This window comes from Hydrogenimonas urashimensis, assembly GCF_016593255.1.
In the GTDB taxonomy this organism is placed as follows: domain Bacteria; phylum Campylobacterota; class Campylobacteria; order Campylobacterales; family Hydrogenimonadaceae; genus Hydrogenimonas; species Hydrogenimonas urashimensis.
In genome coordinates this window covers 1,015,307-1,034,006 of the sequence record NZ_AP023212.1, presented here as the reverse complement: position 1 = coordinate 1,034,006, position 18,700 = coordinate 1,015,307, and the positions used below count along the sequence as shown (strand labels likewise).

General features: G+C 53.7%; 15 protein-coding genes. 10 read left to right on the top strand and 5 right to left on the bottom strand.

Features of this window, described 5'->3' with window-relative positions; all coding sequences use genetic code 11:
• Nucleotides 1-12: 12 nt before the first annotated feature.
• The 5 genes from JMG82_RS05255 to JMG82_RS05235 all read right to left on the bottom strand — a co-directional run bounded on the left by JMG82_RS05255 (nucleotide 13) and on the right by JMG82_RS05235 (nucleotide 4,955).
• Nucleotides 13-414, bottom strand: coding sequence for a tetratricopeptide repeat protein (locus JMG82_RS05255; RefSeq protein WP_201353883.1), 402 nt, complete (start codon nucleotides 412-414; stop codon nucleotides 13-15).
• A complete protein-coding gene (locus JMG82_RS05250) occupies nucleotides 411-2,051 on the bottom strand; it encodes an Hpt domain-containing protein (RefSeq protein WP_201353881.1) in 1,641 nt (546 codons plus the stop codon). Before JMG82_RS05250 ends, JMG82_RS05255 begins: the two co-directional genes overlap by 4 nt.
• Before the next feature lie 2 nt (nucleotides 2,052-2,053).
• Nucleotides 2,054-2,470, bottom strand: coding sequence for a PAS domain-containing protein (locus tag JMG82_RS05245; RefSeq protein WP_201353879.1), 417 nt, complete (start codon nucleotides 2,468-2,470; stop codon nucleotides 2,054-2,056).
• Between the two features lie 221 nt (nucleotides 2,471-2,691).
• Entirely contained in the window at nucleotides 2,692-4,512 is a 1,821-nt protein-coding gene (gene uvrC, locus JMG82_RS05240) for an excinuclease ABC subunit UvrC (RefSeq protein ID WP_201353877.1), read from the bottom strand.
• Nucleotides 4,509-4,955 carry a hypothetical protein gene (locus JMG82_RS05235; RefSeq protein WP_201353875.1) on the bottom strand — a complete coding sequence of 149 codons (447 nt, stop codon included), beginning with the start codon at nucleotides 4,953-4,955 and terminating at the stop codon, nucleotides 4,509-4,511. The genes uvrC and JMG82_RS05235 overlap by 4 nt, the downstream gene beginning before the upstream one ends.
• 144 nt (nucleotides 4,956-5,099) lie before the next feature.
• Here JMG82_RS05235 and nadB point away from each other — a divergent pair, with 144 nt between their 5' ends.
• From nadB to JMG82_RS05185, 10 genes are all read left to right on the top strand, one after another.
• Complete coding sequence (gene nadB, locus JMG82_RS05230; protein WP_201353873.1) at nucleotides 5,100-6,557, top strand: L-aspartate oxidase; 1,458 nt, start codon at nucleotides 5,100-5,102, stop codon at nucleotides 6,555-6,557.
• Between the two features lie 141 nt (nucleotides 6,558-6,698).
• Entirely contained in the window at nucleotides 6,699-8,009 is a 1,311-nt protein-coding gene (gene nhaD / locus JMG82_RS05225) for a sodium:proton antiporter NhaD (protein ID WP_201354227.1), read from the top strand.
• 121 nt (nucleotides 8,010-8,130) lie between these two features.
• Entirely contained in the window at nucleotides 8,131-9,681 is a 1,551-nt protein-coding gene (guaA, locus tag JMG82_RS05220; protein ID WP_201353872.1) for a glutamine-hydrolyzing GMP synthase, read from the top strand.
• A 31-nt stretch (nucleotides 9,682-9,712) separates the two neighbouring features.
• Nucleotides 9,713-10,417, top strand: coding sequence for a uroporphyrinogen-III synthase (locus JMG82_RS05215; protein ID WP_201353871.1), 705 nt, complete (start codon nucleotides 9,713-9,715; stop codon nucleotides 10,415-10,417).
• A gap of 381 nt (nucleotides 10,418-10,798) precedes the next feature.
• Entirely contained in the window at nucleotides 10,799-12,079 is a 1,281-nt protein-coding gene (gene purD, locus JMG82_RS05210; protein WP_201353870.1) for a phosphoribosylamine--glycine ligase, read from the top strand.
• Nucleotides 12,072-12,521 carry an RDD family protein gene (locus JMG82_RS05205; RefSeq protein WP_201353869.1) on the top strand — a complete coding sequence of 150 codons (450 nt, stop codon included), beginning with the start codon at nucleotides 12,072-12,074 and terminating at the stop codon, nucleotides 12,519-12,521. Before purD ends, JMG82_RS05205 begins: the two co-directional genes overlap by 8 nt.
• The gene (locus JMG82_RS05200) at nucleotides 12,514-14,637 is read left to right on the top strand and encodes an LPS-assembly protein LptD (protein WP_201353868.1); all 2,124 of its coding nucleotides are present in this window, start codon (nucleotides 12,514-12,516) and stop codon (nucleotides 14,635-14,637) included. Before JMG82_RS05205 ends, JMG82_RS05200 begins: the two co-directional genes overlap by 8 nt.
• Nucleotides 14,638-16,095, top strand: a complete 1,458-nt coding sequence (locus JMG82_RS05195; RefSeq protein ID WP_201353867.1) for an MlaD family protein — start codon at nucleotides 14,638-14,640, stop codon at nucleotides 16,093-16,095.
• Nucleotides 16,092-16,361 (top strand): J domain-containing protein, encoded by a 270-nt coding sequence (locus JMG82_RS05190; protein ID WP_201353866.1) that lies wholly within the window; start codon nucleotides 16,092-16,094, stop codon nucleotides 16,359-16,361. Before JMG82_RS05195 ends, JMG82_RS05190 begins: the two co-directional genes overlap by 4 nt.
• Before the next feature lie 50 nt (nucleotides 16,362-16,411).
• On the top strand, nucleotides 16,412-18,616 hold the full coding sequence (locus JMG82_RS05185; RefSeq protein WP_201353865.1) for a polyribonucleotide nucleotidyltransferase: 2,205 nt from the start codon (nucleotides 16,412-16,414) through the stop codon (nucleotides 18,614-18,616).
• Nucleotides 18,617-18,700 lie beyond the last annotated feature (84 nt).

The following is an 18,700-nucleotide window of genomic DNA, read 5'->3' as shown; positions in this document are numbered from 1 at the left end:
GTCACCTCGATATTATAGTGGAATTTTGTATGTTGTTGCGATTTCCAGGCACTCGCTGGCCCCGGCGTTTTTCCCCTCTTTGAGGAGTTTGAGCGCCACCTGCTTGTCCGATTGGTTCTGGAGCAGATAGGCTTCCGCCAGATAACATTTTGCGCGCGCGTTGCCGGCTTCCGCGGCTTTGGCGAGAAACCGTTTCGCGGCGGAAATATCCCGTTCGACTCCCATCCCTTTAAGATAGAGCAGGCCCAGAAAGAAGTTGGCCTGTTCGGAGCCCTCTTCTTCGATCGCCTGTTCGAACTGGGCTTTCGCCTCTTTGTAGTTTCCCTGCTTGTATGCACGCATACCGTCGGAAAAGTAACTGGCAACACTCAGTAACGGAAAAATCAGTATAAAAGGCAATAGCTTCTGTTTCATGCATATTCCTTTGCCATCGATTTCGTCAGCGCTGCCAGTTTCCTGTAGAATACTCTCAGGCTCTTTTCGACCTCTTCGGGCGTTTTGGCGTGCTGCGCGTTCTCCATCAGCTGCCGCATATCCTCGATACGCAGATTCGCGGCGACTCCTTTGAGTTTGTGGGCGATTTCGTTGATCGTTTTGATGTCGTCCATTTCGAAATGTTTTTCGAAATTGGCCTTCTCCTCTTTCGCCTGCTGGATGAAGTCGTTGACGAATTCGACGATCAGAGACTCTGGCAGCCCCAGGGCGTTGGCCGCCTCGGAGGGATCGAACTCTATCGTCTCTTCGCCTTCTGTCATATCCAGCCGTAGTTTTTTGGCCGTCTCGCCCGGCTGCGCCGTCTCCTCCGCCTTCGAGGTTTTTGTTGCTTTGGACTCCTCCGCCTCTTCCGCCACTGCCGTTTCCGCGATCGGTTCGCCACTCGGCGGTTGGGTGATAGGGGAAGCGTAGAGCGCCGCGAGCTCTTTCATGTAGCGGTCGATCCCGTTCCAGGCCGACTCGATACCGCTCTGCTCTTTTGCCGAGAGGACCTCTTCGAGAATCTGCACCAGGGGCGACATCATCAGATTGGCGGCGATGCCTTTGAGTTTCATCGCCTCTTTTCTGACGATGTCCGGCTTCTCGGCTCCGATGGCCGCTTTCACTTCGTCAAGGTCGTTGAAATAGGTGTCGACAAATTCCCGGATGAAAGCCTTGACCATCGTCTCAGGCAGTCCGAGCGTTCCGGAAACTTTTCGGATGTCAGGCATCTCGATGGAGAGTTCGGCTTTTTCTCCTTTGGGCTCCGTGCTTTCTGCGGGTTTTGGTTCTTCTTCAAAAGCCGGCGCTTCAATGGACGCTTCAGTGGGCTCTTCTTTGAGGCCGATTTCGGGGACCATCTCCTCTTGGACACGTTCGGCGCCCAGGGGAAGCTCTTCTTCGGTAACGGCCGGTTCGGCCGCCGGCGCTTTTTCGTCTTCGAACGAGAAGTCGACCAGCTCCAGCGCCTCCTCTTTTTGGGCGGAAAGGGAGGGGGCCGGCGTTTCGGGAGGTGTCTCTTTCAGAACTATTTCAAATTCGTCGGTTTCGCTTTCTTTCTCTTCGGCTGGAGATTCGCCGAAGAGGATCATTTCGCTCTCCTCTTCGGGACCCTGTGCCATTGTTTCGGCCGGCGCGGCGGCAGCCGGCGCTTCGGTGATAGCGGGTTGAATCTCCTCTTCGACCGTTTCCGTTTCAAAACCGGTAAGATCAATGGAGAGTGCGCTGTCGCCGCTGCCCGCCAAAAGGCGCATGTTTTTGAAAGTGATCTGGTAATAAAACTCCGGTGTGTTCTGATCGAATGTCACGGGAAAAAGAGTCTCGAGCTCGAGTTCGCACTCGTAGGTGGCTTTGTCGTTAGTCGCGATGAGAACCTTTTTCTGCTGGGTTGTGGCATTTCTTAGAAAACTCAGCCAGGAAAAGTTTTCGAAATTGTAGATATAGCCGGGTTTTTTGACAAAAAGCTCGCTGTAATCATTGTGGTCACCCAGAAACTGGGCGATATCGTGATAGCCTGCGATTTTCAGAGCTTTTTTGGAGATGCTGTGCAGTTTTCCGTCGTTTCTGTAGATTAACACGTTTATCCTTTTCTCTCGTCTTCAAGCATCTGGGCGTAAGTGTTTTTGATGGACAGGACATCGATCTGTTTTGCCGGATGCCTGGCGGCGATGTATCCGACCTTTTTGCCGTCTTTGTAGACAGGTTTGATATAGGTATCTACCCAGTAATATCGGCCATCTTTGCGAAGATTTTTAACGATGCCCTGCCACTCTTTGTCGTTTTCTATGGTATCCCACATCTGTTTAAAGGCCGCTTTCGGCATGTCCGGGTGCCGGATGATGCTGTGGGGCTTGCCGACAAGCTCCTCTTTGGAATAGCCTGAAATCTCTATGAATTTGCGGTTCGCGTATGTGATGATTCCCTTCAGATCGGTTTCGCTGATGATGACGCCATCGGCGAATGTGTACTCTTCGTCAATCGGTTCGGGCCGCTTCATGGACACTCCAAAATATGATATTGCGCATTGTCGCCGCGAAAAGAGACGGGGTGGTGCGGTTTTTCGGAAAATCCGGAAAAACCGGGATGAAAAAAGTGCTTTTTGCCGATTCTGCAGAACATGGCCCATCGGAAAGTTCGGATCATCTGACACACCTGACGTCTAATTCTTTTCTATCATAGCACAATGCTCTCTACATTTTTCTTGGATCTTCACGCCCGTCAATCCTGCTCTTTTTCACGGGCGTTTTGAAGATACCTAATTATCGACACGGCATCGGTTTTGTTTAGTACCTTCGCCAGTGTCTGCATATCGGCCTCCCTGATCGCTTCGAAGGAGCTGAAATAGTCGATCAGCCGTTTCACTTTGGCCGGACCGATGCCCCTGGCCTCCAGCAGGGAGATCTTCTTGTCCTCCTTGAGGCGCTGTTTTTTGTGGTAGGCGATGGCGAAACGGTGGGCTTCGTCGCGCAGGCGCTGGAACCACTGAAGTCGCCGGTCGCTTGGCATCAGGCGCATCGCGCCCTTTTCGGTGTAGAGAAGATCCCTGGCCGATCCTTTCGCCCGGTGGGCTTTGGCGTCGATCTTCTCCTTCGCGATGCCGACAACAGGCAGGTTCGTTCCGAACTTTTTGAGCAGTCCAGATGCTAGTGCGCGCAGGGTCTCCCCCCCGTCGATGACCCACAGGTCGGGGGGTGGCGATTTTTTAAAAGAGGCGATGCGCTGTGTGAGCATCTCCTCCATCTGGTGGTATTCGTCTTTTGCGGCGAGATTGTAGTGGCGGTAGGAGGATTTTTCCCATTTTCCGCCATTAAAGACGACCATCGCGCCCACCGGCGCTTTGCCGGCAAGATGGGAGTTGTCGAAAATCTCGATCCGCTCCGGCGGCTCCGCAAGATCCAGGAGATCGCGGATCTGCTCGGAAACGTCGGATTTCGGACGATCCCTTTTTTGTCTGAGCAGCTCTTTGGCGTTTTGCATGCCCAGCGCGACGAGCCGTTTTTTGTCTCCCCGCCTGGGTGTCGCGATGGCGACCTTTTTCCCAAGACGTTTCGCAAGAAGCGCGGCCAGCTCCTCCTGCTCTTCGAAGGGATGGGCGGTGAGTATGGCGCGGGCCGTGAAGGGGGTTTCGGCACTGTAGAATTCGAGGATGCTGCGGCGATAGACTTCGCCGATGTCCGACTCGTCATGCAGATTGAGCCATGTATGGCTCGAAGCCACGATTTTGCCCTCCCGCATGAAGAGTCTGACCAGGACACCTCCCTCCTCGCCGAAATCGACGGCGAAGATGTCGAGGTCCTCGAGCTTGGCCAGGTCGGCACTGGAAAACTCCTCGATCTTGTCGATCGCGTCGATGCGGTCGCGAATCTGTGCCGCCTCTTCGAACCGGAGCGACTGGGCATACTGCTGCATGCGCCGCTCGAGCGCTTTTTTTATCTTCTGCCGGTTGTGGATGTAGGAGAGGGCCTCTTTGATGAGGGTTTTGTAGGCGGTTTCGTCGATTTTCCCTTCGCAGGGAGCCTCGCAGCGGCCGATCTGGTGGAAAAGGCACGCTTTCTTGCCTTTGAGGCACCCCTTTTTCTGAACCAGCGGCACCAGTTCGTACAAGGAGTCGAGAATGGCCCTGGCACCGTGGGGGAAGGGGCCGAAATATTTCACTTTTCTGCCTCTGACTACCTTGCGTGTCAGTTCGAAGCGGGGGAAAGGCTCGCTCATGTCGATGTAGATGTAGGGATAGGTTTTGTCGTCTCTGAGCAGTATGTTGTATTTGGGTTTGAGCTGCTTTATAAGGGAGTTTTCCAGCAGGAGCGCATCGCTTTCGGTGGGGGTGACGATCGTTTTGATGCGTGCGGCCTGGGCGATCATCTGGTAGATGCGTGGACCAAGGTTCGGCGCGGGGGCCAGCGTGGGCGTAAACCTGAAATAGCTTTTGACACGTTTTTTCAGGCTTTTGGCTTTGCCGACATACAGAAGCCGCCCCTCTTTATCGAAATACTGGTAAACACCCGGCGTGTCGGGAAGGTTTTTCAAACGCTCTATCATCGTCTCAGGTTGTGTTCTATACTCTTTTTTATCTGTGCGAAAACCTCTTTGATCGATGGATCGGCCGAATCGGCGTCGAACGTGCCCCGTGCCCGTTCACGATACCTCGGTTCTGTATCCACGGGGGGTTTCGGTGCCGGTGAGAACTTCGAAACGAAAGCCCTGATTTCGGTGATTTCGTCATCGATGCACGCCTCCTTTACCGGCGGAAGAGAGCTTAATAGGTTCTTAATTAAAGAGAGCTTATAATCGAACTCCATTTTGAAGGCCGGGTGTTTCACCACGAAGAAGAGTGTCCGGTTTTTGATATACATAAAAAGAATGCCGCGCCGCATCGGTTCGGGAAGGGCGGCTTTGATGCGCCGAAAACACTCCCGCTCCCGCAGTCGGGCATAGATGGGTTGGGAAACGAGATGATGAAGAACAGTATCAATCTTTTTCATATACTTATTATAGCATCACTTCTGGCAGGCCTTGGAGGCTGCGGCCACAAGGCGCCGCCCTACTACCCCAAAGAGAAGAGCGGCCACTAAAGTTTAGGGAAAAGGCCGGAGGGAACGATACGCAAAGGGAGAGATGAAACCATCATGAAAACCGACAGCAAATACGATGTCATCATAATCGGCGCGGGAATCGCCGGGCTCTACGCGGCACTTCATATTCCCAAACAGAAGCGCGTTCTGATTTTGTGCAAGGATATTCCGTGGGAGTGCAACACTTTCTACGCCCAGGGTGGCGTGGCTGCTGCCGTGGATGAAAGCGATGTCGAAGCCCATATCGAAGATACGCTCAACGCAGGCGCGGGCCTGTGCAACCGCGAAGCGGTGGAGGTGATGGTCAAAGAGAGCCTTGACGTGATTCCCGATCTCGTCCGACGCGGATTTCTGTTCGACCGTGACGAAAAGGGCAATCTTCTTTACACGAAGGAGGCCGCCCACAGCCGACCGCGCATTCTCCATGCCGGCGGCGACGCGACGGGGCGCTACCTTCACCAGTTTCTCATGGAGGCCAACCCCCACCCCTTTGTCTACAATGTCCGGGTCTTCGACCTTCTGCGTTCGGGCGATACCTGCTACGGGCTGCGTGCATTGATCAACGACGAGATCAAGGAACTTTACGCCGATGCGATCATCATCGCCAGCGGCGGTGTGGGAAGCCTTTACGCCTACCACACCAACTCCCGCACCATCAGCTCCGACATCCATGGCATCGGCCTCGAACGGGGCATTCGCCTCGACATGATGGAGATGATGCAGTTTCATCCCACCGTCTATGTGGACAACCCCTGGGCGAGAAAACAGCTTCTGACCGAAGCTCTCAGGGGGGAGGGTGCCGAAATCGTAGACGAAGAGGGGCGCCGCTTTCTTTTCGACTACGACGAGCGGGGAGAGCTGGCCTCGAGGGATATCGTCAGCCGGGCGATTTTCGACTATCAAAAGCGCCGGGGCACCAAAGTCTATCTGAAGATGGACATGTTCGACGAAGAGTTTTTCGCCCACCGCTTTCCCAACATCAAGAAGTCCCTCGCCTCGGTCGGCTTCAATCTGCCCAAAGACTGGGTGCCCATCTCGCCGGCTTTCCACTACGCGATCGGCGGCATCGTCTGCGACCTCGACGGCGTGGTGCCGGGGCTCGAAAACCTCTATGTCGTCGGCGAAGCGGCGAGTACCGGGGTTCACGGGGCCAACAGGCTGGCGAGCAATTCGCTGCTGGAGGGACTCGTTTTTGGCCGTCGCGCCGCGATCCACCTGGTCGAAAAACGTTTCTCCTGGAGCCACAAACCCGCTTTCGCCGAGTTCAAGGGCAAACTGGTCGAAAAGGACGATACGATTCTCAAACAGCGCCTGCGGCGGACGATGTGGCAGGAGGTGGGCATCGTCAGAACCCGCTCGGGGCTCGAACGTGCCCTCGATTTCGTCGACGACGTCCAGCATCTGACCATCGGCCGTCTGCTTGCTTTGCGTCTTAAAACCGCCAGAAAAATTATCGAATCGGCGCTTGCCCGCAAAGAATCGGTGGGAGCGCATTACATAATCAACGAATAGTACCGATATTTACTCAAATCGATGGAAAGCAGATGCGGCGCCCGGTCGGGCGCGATCTGCTCGATCGTCGTATTGAGCGAATATCAACGACGTGATTTTGCGCCGCTTGCGCAACGTTATGTCATTACAGAAAGGAAAACAATGCACGAAGCGACGTTTCATCTGACGACCACCTGGGTCGGCATCATCGACCTGGCGATCTTTTTGCTGGCCTACTACTTCGTAGCGACCGAAGAGAAGTATGAAATCAACAAAGCCAAGCCCGCGCTGTTTGCCGGTACCTTCATGTTTATGCTCATCGGCATCTATTTTACACTCAACGGGATGGACCCCGACCCGCTCCATCACGAGATGAGCAAGCTGATACTGGAAATCGCCGAAATCTTCTTCTTTCTCTTCGTGGCGATGACATTCATCGAAACATTGATCGAACGCCGTGTTTTCGATGTGCTCAAATACAAACTGGTTTCGAAAGGGTACAGTTACAAAAAACTCTTCTGGCTGACGGGCCTGCTGGCCTTCTTCATCTCTCCGGTGGCCGACAACCTGACGACGGCACTGATACTCTCGACCGTTCTTTTCACGATCGACAAAAACAACAAAGATTTCCTCGTGGCCGGTGCCATCAACATTGTCGTCGCCGCCAATGCGGGGGGTGCCTGGAGTCCCTTCGGCGACATCACGACCCTGATGGCATGGACGGCCGGCAAAGGCGAATTTGTCGATTTTCTCTATCTTTTCATACCCTCCATCGCCAGTTGGCTTCTGACCGGATGGCTTCTTGCCCGCTATGTGCCGGACGGAGAGCCCCATTTCAATGTGGAGGCCGAGGAGATTCCGACCATGAAAGACGGGGGAAAAACCGTCATCTGGCTGGGAGTTTTCACGATCGCCATCGCGGTGCTGGGACACCAGTTTTTCCACTTTCCCGCCATGTGGGGCATGATGTTCGGTCTCTCGCTGCTGAAACTCCACTCCTACAAGCTTCAGCACAGTACCACGGCGGAAGGGTATGATGTCTTTGTCAACATGAAGAAGGTCGAAAACGACACGCTCCTCTTTTTCTTCGGCATCCTCTCTGCCGTGGGAGCGCTCCACTTTCTGGGGTATCTCGACTATATCCACGATCTTTACGGCATCGTCGGACCGACCGCTGCCAACATCGGCGTCGGTTTCATCTCCGCGATCGTCGACAACGTGCCGGTCATGAGCGCGATTTTGAAGGCGAGTCCGGAAATGGGCATCGATCAGTGGCTGCTGGTGACGCTGACAGCCGGTATCGGCGGCAGTCTCATCAGTTTCGGTTCCGCCGCGGGTGTGGGCGTTATGGGACGCCTTCGCGGTATCTACACCTTCAACGCCCACATCAAACTCGCGTGGACCGTCCTGGCCGGCTATGCGCTCGGCATGGTACTGTGGTACATCCAGTTCGAGATGATGGGACTGTATTGAACCCAAACAAGAATCTTTGAAAAACCGTGGATGCCGCTTTCGCGGCTTCCATACTCCTCTTCATATCGCACTCAACCCTTTTTCGCTAAAATACGATCAATAAATTTCCAAGGATTCCATTTTGAAAGACGTCAGCATCATCGTTCTCGATTTCGGATCGCAGTACACCCAGCTCATCGCAAGAAGGCTGCGGGAAGAGAAGGTCTATTGCGAAATCGTTCCCTATTTCACGAAAGTCGAAGAGATTCGTGCGAAAAACCCCAAAGGCATTATCCTCAGCGGCGGCCCTGCCTCGGTATACGACAAGGATGCCTACGAAGTCGACAAAGCGGTCTACGATCTGGGACTTCCGATACTTGGCATCTGTTACGGCATGCAGCGCATCGCCGTCGATTTCGGGGGGTCGGTTGTTCGCTCCAGTCATCACGAATACGGCAAAGCGGAACTCCATTTCCACGAAGAGCATGGGCATACTTCGCCGCTTTTTGAAGGGTGTCACGACGGCACCGTCGTCTGGATGAGCCACTCCGACAGGGTCGAAAAACTTCCGGAAGGCTTCAAGCCGATCGCCTACAGTGACAACTCCCCCTACGCCGCCATCGCGGACGAGACGAGAAAAATTTACGCCCTCCAGTTCCACCCGGAAGTTCACCACTCCGAAGAGGGGCACATCATGCTGCGCAATTTCGCCCGCACCATCTGCGGGGTGAGCGAAAAGTGGGACATGGGACATTTCCTCAAGGAGCAGATCAAAAAGATCCGGGAGCAGGTCGGCGACGGGAAGGTGCTCTGTGCCCTCTCCGGCGGGGTCGACTCTTCCGTCGTGGCGGCGCTGCTTTATGAAGCGATCGGCGATCAGCTTATACCGGTCTTTGTCGACAACGGCCTCTTGAGAAAAGGGGAGCGCGAGCAGGTCGAAAGCGTATTCAAGGTCCATTTGAAGGTACCACTGATCACCGTCGATGCCAGCGAACATTTTCTGGTGAAACTGGCGGGCGTCACCGATCCGGAACAGAAGCGCAAAATCATCGGCCACACCTTCATCGAGGTCTTCGAAGAGGAAGCGAAAAAGCACGAAGGGATCAGATTCCTGGCCCAGGGCACCCTCTACCCCGACGTCATCGAATCGGTTTCGGTCAAGGGGCCCAGCGAGACGATCAAGTCGCACCATAATGTGGGCGGCCTTCCCGAGTGGATGGATTTCGAACTGATCGAGCCGCTTCGGGAACTCTTCAAGGATGAGGTGCGAAAACTGGGGCTGGAGCTGGGGCTGCCCGAGTCGCTGGTGTACCGTCACCCCTTCCCGGGACCCGGCCTGGCGATCCGCATCATGGGGGAGGTGAACATCTACGATCTCGATCTTCTGAGGGAAGCGGACGTGATTCTTCTCGAGGAGCTGAAAGCGAGCGGTTACTACAACAAGACATGGCAGGCGTTCGCGGTGCTGCTCAACGTCAAGAGTGTGGGTGTCATGGGAGACAACCGCACCTACGACAACACGGTCTGTGTGCGTGTCGTCGAAGCCGTGGACGGCATGACCGCCACCTTCGCCCACCTCCCCCACGATCTGCTCGAGCGCATCAGCCGGCGGATCATCAACGAAGTCGACGGCATTAACCGGGTCGTCTACGACATCAGCTCCAAACCGCCGGCGACGATCGAGTGGGAGTGAGGCAAAGCGTTGCCGCGGCGTGAACGGTGAAATGAGAAACAAGAAAGAAGCGGTGCGGGCCGCCGAGAAGCCCGACACCCGACACGCAACACCCACCCGAATCTACCTTCTCTCCCCCACCTCCCGGCCGGAGGCGAAGCACCTTCCGATGATCCGTTTTACGCTGCTGCCACAAACCATCGATTTTTCCAGGTTCGACGCCATAATTCTTACCTCAAGGCAAGGGATTGTCGCTTTGGATGAGGTTTCTGGCGGGGCGTGGAAAAGGCTGCCGGTGGCGGCCATCGGAAAGCAGACGGCGGCGGAAGCGCAAGCGCGGGGAGGGAAAGTGATTTACGTCGCGTCCAAAGCCTACGGCGATGTATTGGCGAAAGAGCTGGCGAAGCGTTTCAAAAAACTGCGTTGGCTCTATGCCCGTCCCAGGGTGGTGGTCTCAAAAATCGCCAAAGAGCTGCAAGAAGCGGGCATCGAAGTGGAAGAGGCGGTCGTTTACGAAACCTCCTGCAGTCATTACGAACGAAAGCAGAGACCGGAAGCGGGCGCCGTTCTCATTTTCACTGCTCCTTCCATCGTCAAATGTTTCTTCGAAAATTTCGACTGGGACGAAAGCTGGAAGGCGGTGGCCATCGGCAACAAAACGGCACAAGCATTCCCAAATGGCGTCAAACCGGCAATTTCTCCCTCCACATCCATCGACGAAGCGATCCGTTTTTCGAAAAATTTAGTCCCCGATTAAGCAATTTGGAGTATAATTGAATTAGCTGTACGGCCTTCCGGCCGTCAGGGTGACTGAGCGGTGCGCTACCCGCATATCGGGGGTCCAACACTTTGATATCGCGGGATTGGCGTAGATGCGTGGTGTGTCGGTAACTTCGTTCGAGCCGGAGCCAACGGCGAGAAGCTGCCGCCTAAAGCGCATCTCCCTCCTGCACCGTTGGTCTATTGATGGACCACACTCACGCGTGAACGCCCGCTCGGTCACAATCCAACAAAACTAAAAGTTAAAAACTAAAAATTTTACCCAACGGTCTGCTTTTTCCAATTGTATATATTCTCTGCGTCAGCAGCTCACTACAATTTTTAGTTTTTAATTTTTTGTTAAAAAAGGGTCTTCGGTATGAGAGTGATGGTCGTGGGAAGCGGTGGACGTGAATATGCGATAGGGCGTGCTTTGCACAAAGATCCGGCGGTGGAGAAGATCTACTTCGCACCGGGTAACGGGGCGACGCCGCAGATGGGAGAAAATGTCGATATCAGCGACTACGAAGCGCTGGCCGACTATGTGGAAAAAGAGGGGATTGAGCTGACGATCGTGGGTCCCGAAGCGCCGCTTGTCGGAGGGATCGTCGATATTTTCAAGGCACGGGGACTGAAGATTTTCGGGCCTTCGAAGAAGGCGGCACAGCTGGAAGGCAGCAAAATTTTCATGAAAAACTTTCTGGCGCGCCATAACATTCCGACGGCCCGCTATGTCGAGACGGAGAGCATCGAGGAGGCTTTCGGGTTCATCGATTCGCTAACCGAACCGATTGTCGTAAAAGCGGACGGGCTTTGTGCCGGCAAGGGTGTCATTATCGCCAAAAGCCGCGACGAAGCGAAAAAGGCCGCCTCGGAAATGCTCAGCGGCAAAGCGTTCGGCGAAGCCGGGACCAAGATCGTCGTGGAAGAGTTTCTTAATGGGTATGAACTTTCACTTTTTGCCATCTGCGACGGCAGAGACTACGTGCTGCTGCCCGCGGCGCAGGACCACAAGCGTCTTCTCGACAATGACGAAGGGCCCAATACGGGGGGGATGGGAGCCTACGCCCCGACGCCGCTGATCAACGACGAACTCTACCGCAAGATCGAGGCGCGCATCATCAAGCCCACCGTCGACGGAATGGCGGAGGAAGGGATGCCTTTTGAAGGTGTCCTTTTTGCCGGCCTGATGATCGTCGACAACGAACCCTATACCCTCGAATTCAATGTGCGCTTCGGCGATCCCGAGTGTGAAGTGCTGATGCCGCTTCTGAAGACGCCGGCGGGAGAGCTGTTTGACAAAGCCGCATCCGGAAGACTTAAGGAGCTCGATGTGGCGTTCATGGACAAATATGCCGTAGGTGTCGTCATGGCAAGCCGCAACTACCCCTACAAAAGCAGCGAGCCGGCGGAGATCATCATCGACAGGATCGTTCATACCGAACTGGCCGAAAAAGCGCACATCGATTTCGCCGGTGTCTCCCTCATCGACGGGAAACTGATGGCGACCGGCGGCCGGGTACTCGTATGTGTCGGGCTCGGCGATTCGATCAAAGAAGCCCGGGACAACGCCTACATGCTCTGCGGGCAGGTCCATTTTGCCGGCAAACAGTGCCGAAGCGACATCGCCTATCAGGCGCTGCGTCAGACGGATGGATGAGCCGATAGAAAACCGCCTGCGCAAGAGCGGTCTGCAACCCGCTCCGCTTGGCAGGCGAAGCGTCGCTTTCGCCATCGACGATATGTTGATCAGTATAATCTTTATAATACTCCTGTGGCAGCCGATTTCGATGGCACAGGGGCCGCAGGAGGTTGCAGCCGTCATCAACAGCGTCTGGCTGCTGATTGCGACGGCGCACATTATCTACCATACATGGTTTGTCTGGCAGTATGGCGCGACACTCGGGAAAATCGCGATGAAAATGGTCGTGGTCGAGACAGGGACAATGCAAAGGCCCCGTTTCTCCGTCGCTTTCAATCGCGCCATATTCCGTGTCATCAGCGGCATGGTCTTCTATCTTGGTTTTGCCTGGGCCTTTTTCGACCCTCTTCGCCAGACATGGCATGACAAAGTAGCCTCCACCCTGGTTGTCGATGCGTAATCTGCTCTTCCTTCTTTTTGCGGTCACCTTTATGCTTGCCGCCTCCGAAGAGATGTCGCAGGTGCAGATACTGGCTTCGAAAGTGGAGAGAAATGCGACCGTTTTAAGCGCACAGGAGAGTGTCGTCGTCTACTACAAGGACATGATTCTACAGGCCGACAGGGCGCTTTACGATACGAACCGCTCCATCATGGAATTTTTCGGCAATGTCACGCTGATGAAAGGGATGGAGTACGCGCTGCTTGGCGACTATGTCTACCTCGATCTGAAAAACGATCACGATATCTTCGAAAACTACTTCCTCGCCGGTTTCGAAACACAGCTCTGGGCACGCGGGAAAAAAGCCGAAAGGCACAAGGAGGAGATATCTTTGCAAAAGGCGCTGCTCTCCAGCTGTGACGTGACATGCCCCGACTGGCATATCGAATTCAGGTCCGTCGACTACAACATGACGACCAAGTGGATGAATATCTGGAATCCCCGCTTTTACATCAAGGATATGCCTGTTTTCTACCTCCCCTATCTGGGGGTTTCGACGGAAAAAGAGCGCAAAAGCGGTCTTTTGCGTCCCAATTTCGGCATTTCCGACAGGGACGGCTTTATCTACGAGCAGCCCTTCTATCTCGCCATCGACCCCCAGTGGGATCTGCAGATTACGCCCCAATACAGGGTGGACAGGGGTATCGGCGCCTACGCGCTCTTCCGGTTTGTCGACTCACCCTACTCGAAAGGGCATATCAAAGCGGGCTATTTCAAGACGAAAAAGAGTTACGTCGAAAAGTATGATCTGAAAAACAGCTCCCATTACGGTATGGAACTCCGATACGAGAGAACGAGACTTTTCTCACCTTTGGGAGGCGACTCACGAGACGGCTTCTATGCCGATATCACCTATCTCAACGACCCGGATTATATCAATCTGCAGGCAAGAACCAACGCGGAATTGGCGGACAGTTCGCAGGTGCAGTCGCGTATCAACTACTACTACAATACGCAGGACAACTACGCCGGTATCTACGGGAAATACTTTATCGACACGGCGCTTTCCGATGAAGAGAGGAGAGAGACCTTCCAGAATATTCCGATCATCCAGCTGCACCATTACCAAAACGCTCTTTTGGGGTTCAACAGTCTTCAATATTCGGCCGACTACCGTTTCAACCACTTTTTCACCGAATCGGGAAAACATATCGAATTTCAGGAAATCAACCTTCCTTTGACCTTCTATACCTCGTTTTTCGATGACTACTTGAAGTTCTCGATTTCGGAAAATCTCTACTACTCTTATTCGGCCTACAAAAACATGGAAGATGTCCTAAAGAAGAATGGTGTCGAAAACGACTATTATTCGCTCTTTAGAAACTACCACAGAATCGATCTTTACAGCGATCTGGCGCGAAGCTACGGAGAAAATTTCCACACGATGCAGCTTCGGGTAACCTACAACAAACCCAGTTTCAGCAGCGAAAAGGGGGCGACGATCGAAGAGATCTCCGTTTTGCGTTCCCCCCGGGAAAATCTGATGATGAGTGTCATCAACTATCTCTACGATGCCCGGGATAAGGAGTTTCTCTACTACCGGATCGCCCAGCCGATCCTCTACGAGCCTGCCGAGGAAAGCGGCGGAAAGTACAACCGTTACGGAGACCTGGAAAACGAGATCCGATACCGTTTTTTGGATCATTACGAGATATACACCGATATTTTCTTCTCCTACTACCTCCACACCGTCTCCGCGGCGACCTCCTATTTCAAAATCAGCCAACCCAAATTTGATATAATGGTAAACCATTTCATCAAGCAGCGGTTGAACGACGAAAAAAACGTAGAAAAAACATCCGATTTTTTCAATCTAAACGGCACTTACAGAAGCGAAGCGGGGCACGACTACTATGCCAACATCTCGTACGACAACCTGAACCGGCGTATGAACCGATGGGGGATAGGTGCCCATTTTTACAGGCACTGCTGGGATCTGGATATCGGAATCAGGGATGAGATGAAACCGATTCTGACATCGGCGCAAGCCGATTCGATTCACAATATCACGTTCTATTTCCGGATCAACCTTGTGCCTTTTGGTGAATATGAACATGCATTCGAGCAGGAATTATAAATGAAAACGGAAGCAAAAGTCGGCCTTTTTGTCACGATCGGATTGATTCTCCTTTTTCTGCTGAGCACCCAGGTCAACAAATTTCAGGGTGTCGGGAAAAAGGGATACGAAGTCGAAGCGATCATCAACGATGCCAGCGGCCTCGAAAAGCACGCCAAGGTCAAAATGAAAGGGGTCGAAGTCGGTTACGTCAAAGACATAGCGCTCTCGGGTACGAAAGTTGTCGTGACCCTTTTCATCTACAAAAACGCCAAAATCCCCGCCGACTCCGAAGTGCTGCTGACACAGGAGTCGATGCTCGGCAGCAAATACATCAACATCATTCCCGGAAGCTCGCACGCCTATCTTGGGGAAAACGGAGTCATCAGCCGCCAGAAGCCGATGTCGTCGTTCGAAGAGATGGGAACGAGCGTAACGTCGGCGGCCGAAGAGCTGAAACACTTCATTCACGAACTAAGAGAGACGCTTGACAAGGAGAGCCGGTCCCGACTCAAGAAGACATTCGCCAATCTCGAGGTTTTGACTCGGGACATGAAAGAGATTGTTGTAAAAAACAGGGAAAATATGGACAAACTAATTGCCAACATCAACAACGCGGCCGAAAAGTTCGCGAAGATGTCGGAAAAGTTTTCCACAAGCGCCGATACGATCAATGCCGATCTTCCCGGTCTCATGGCCAAACTGCAGGAGACCATCGACGCCTACAGAGGGGCGGGCCAGACACTGGACGAAAAGCTTCCCTCACTGGCGGAAAAATTCGAATCGCTCGAAGATCAGCTCAACGACGTGATCAAAGAGAACAAAAAACCGCTCAACGACGCCCTCACGTCCGTCAACACCTTTTTCACCAAGGGTGAAAGCACGATGGTGAAACTCAACAACTATCTTGATGCGGTGACGCAGACACGGCTGGAGCTGGGTATGGACGCCTTCTACCTGGCGCAAGACGACAATTTCAAAGGCGGCCTGCATGTCGACTACATGCCTTATTATTCGAGGCATTACATGATCGATGTCATCTCCTCCCCCGATTACGAAAAGTGTTCGATGGAAAACGGCGAATGCGTTTACGATGGCGACAAAAAGCATGAAAAAGGCAACTGGTATGTCTCCGCCCAGATTGGGAAACGGTACCGCGATTTCATGGTGCGCGGGGGTATCATCGAAAGCACCGCGGGTGCCGGAATCGACTACTATGCCTATCACGACAGGCTGAAACTCTCGCTCGATGCCTACGATTTCAATGCCGTCAACGATATACGGGGAGACAATGTCCACCTGCGCGCGACGGCGAGATACCGGTTCTACAAATTCATCAACGCCTACATCGGATACGACAATTTTCTCAACTCCGATGCCGACAACATCTTTTTCGGTCTTGGCATCCGCTTCGAAGACGATAGGATGAAATATCTGCTTGGGGCCGGGGCCGGGGCCGGTGTCAGTGCCGCAAAATGAGCAAGGCTTACGACAAAATCCACGAAGCGCTTGACATTCTCGGGCTTCCTACACGTGTGAGCCTCAAAGAGATCACCGACCGGTACCGGTATCTCGCGTCGGGCAAGCATCCCGACGTCGGGGGCGAAACCGAAGAGATGGCACGGATCAACGAAGCCTATAAAATACTGAAAACCTATATAGAGAATTACCGTTTTTCCTTCAGTGAAGAGGAGATCGCGCGGCAGTTTCCCGAGGATAGCCATGCGAAGCGATTTCGGTTTTGATCGATGAATAGGGTAAAATTCAAAGAAGACGACAAAAGGATATGAAAGATATGGCATGTACATTCGAATTTGAGATGAACAACCGCACCGTGACGGTCGAAACGGGCAAGGTCGCCAGGCAGGCCAACGGTTCGGTGATTTTAAGAAGCGGCAAAACCGTCCTGCTGGCGACGGCGGTGATGGACGACAAGCCAATCGAAGATCATTTTCTGCCCTTGACGGTTCAGTATATCGAGAAGAGTTACGCCGCCGGCAAGATTCCGGGCGGATTTGTCAAACGCGAGACGAAACCGGGAGATTTCGAAACACTTACATCCCGACTCATCGACCGCTCCCTCCGCCCGCTCTTTCCCAAAGGATTTTTCAATCCCGTGCAGATCACGGTGCTGCTGCTGAGTGTCGGCGAAGAGGCCGATCTGCAATCGCTCGCACTCGATGCGGCATCCGCCGCGCTGTATCTGTCGGACATTCCGGTCAACCGGTGTGTCGCGGGTGTGCGCATCGGGCGAAAAGAGGGGCAGTTTGTCGTCAATCCGACACTGGACGAACTGGAAGAGGGGACCCTCGATCTTTTCGTCTCCGGAACGAAAGAGGATCTTCTGATGATCGAGATGCGCGCCATAGGAACGGTCGAAGTGGAGATAGAGCCCACCGTGGCCGTCGATCCGATGATCGACCCGATGCTGGCCGAGGAAATAATCCAGATTCCCCATGTCAACGAGCTCAAAGAAGAAGAACTGATTGAAGCGATTTCAGTGGCGCAGAAGGCGATTTCAGTGGCGGCGGCGGAGTATGAGAAGGTCTTCGTCGAGGCCGCCAAACCTTTAAAAGATGTTCCGCTTTTTGAAGTGAAAGCGGACCCTTCTATCGTCACCTATGTCAAAGAGTTCTACATGGACGAGATCAACCGGGCGCTTGATGGCATGGCCAAGAGCGAACGGGGTTCGGAGATCAAGGCGATCGTAGAAAAACTGCTCGAAGATGAGATTGCGAAAACGGAAGAGTGGACAGAAGAGCAGGTCAAAGCGGCAGTCGGCGAAGTGAAACGCGAACGCGTCCGCTCCATGATTTTGGAAGAGGGAAGGCGTGCTGATGGCAGACGGCCCGAGGAGGTGCGGCCCATCTCCATCGAAACCAACATCCTTCCCAGCGTTCACGGCTCCTGCCTCTTTACCCGCGGGGAGACCCAAGCACTGGTAACCTGTACTCTCGGCAGTCGGCAGGATGCGCAGATGTTCGAGCGCATCACCGGCAAGAGCGCCAGCTACGAAGAGTTCATGGTCCATTACAATTTCCCCGGATTCAGCGTTGGGGAGGCGTCTCGCATCGGACCTCCGGGCCGACGTGAGCTCGGTCACGGCAATCTGGCCAAACGCGCACTCGAACCCACGTTGGACAAGACGCAGCTCGATGCGATCGTCCGCCTCGTTTCGGAAATTCTCGAATCCAACGGCTCTTCGTCGATGGCGACTGTCTGCGGCGGTTCTCTGGCGCTCAAGGCGGCGGACGTGCCGCTTCTAAAACTCGTTGCGGGTGTTGCGATGGGTCTTGTGATGGAAGGGGAGAAGTATGTCATTCTCACCGACATCATGGGACTCGAAGACCACGACGGCGACATGGATTTCAAAGTAGCAGGAACCGAAGAGGGAATCACCGCTCTGCAGATGGATATCAAACTCGGCGGCATCGGTCTCGATCTGCTCGAAAAAGCACTGACACAGGCGAAAGAGGCGCGGTTGCACATTCTTGGCATCATGCATGAAGCGGCCAACGCCATCGAAATTAATGAAGAGGTGCTTCCGAGTACCGAAATTTTCCATATCGAACCGCACAAGATTGCCGATATCATCGGTCAGGCCGGAAAAACGATTCGCGAAATCATCGAGAAGTTCGAAGTGAGTGTCGATCTGGACAAAAAACAGGGCGAAGTGAAAGTAACAGGCCCCAGCAAAGCGAAAGTCAAAGCGGCGTGTGATCATATCAGAAGCATTGCGGAGGGGGCACGCGCGAAAAAAGAGGTGCCGCAATTTGAAATGGACAAACCCATGAAGGGCAAAGTGAAAAAACTCGTGGATTTCGGAGCCTTTGTCGAGTTGCCCGGAGGTGTGGACGGCCTTTTGCATATCTCCAAAATCTCAAGAGGCCACATCGCCCACCCGAGCGATCTGCTCCATGAGGGGCAGGAGATCGATGTTCTCGTCAAATCTCAAAAAGGCCACAAAATCGAACTGGCATTGGCGAAACCCTTGGATTAATCGTAATTTTACAAAAGAGGGGCTATAATTTGCCCGCAAAGTGATAAGTAGGGATACGCAAGCCGAACGGACTTTGCAGCGCAG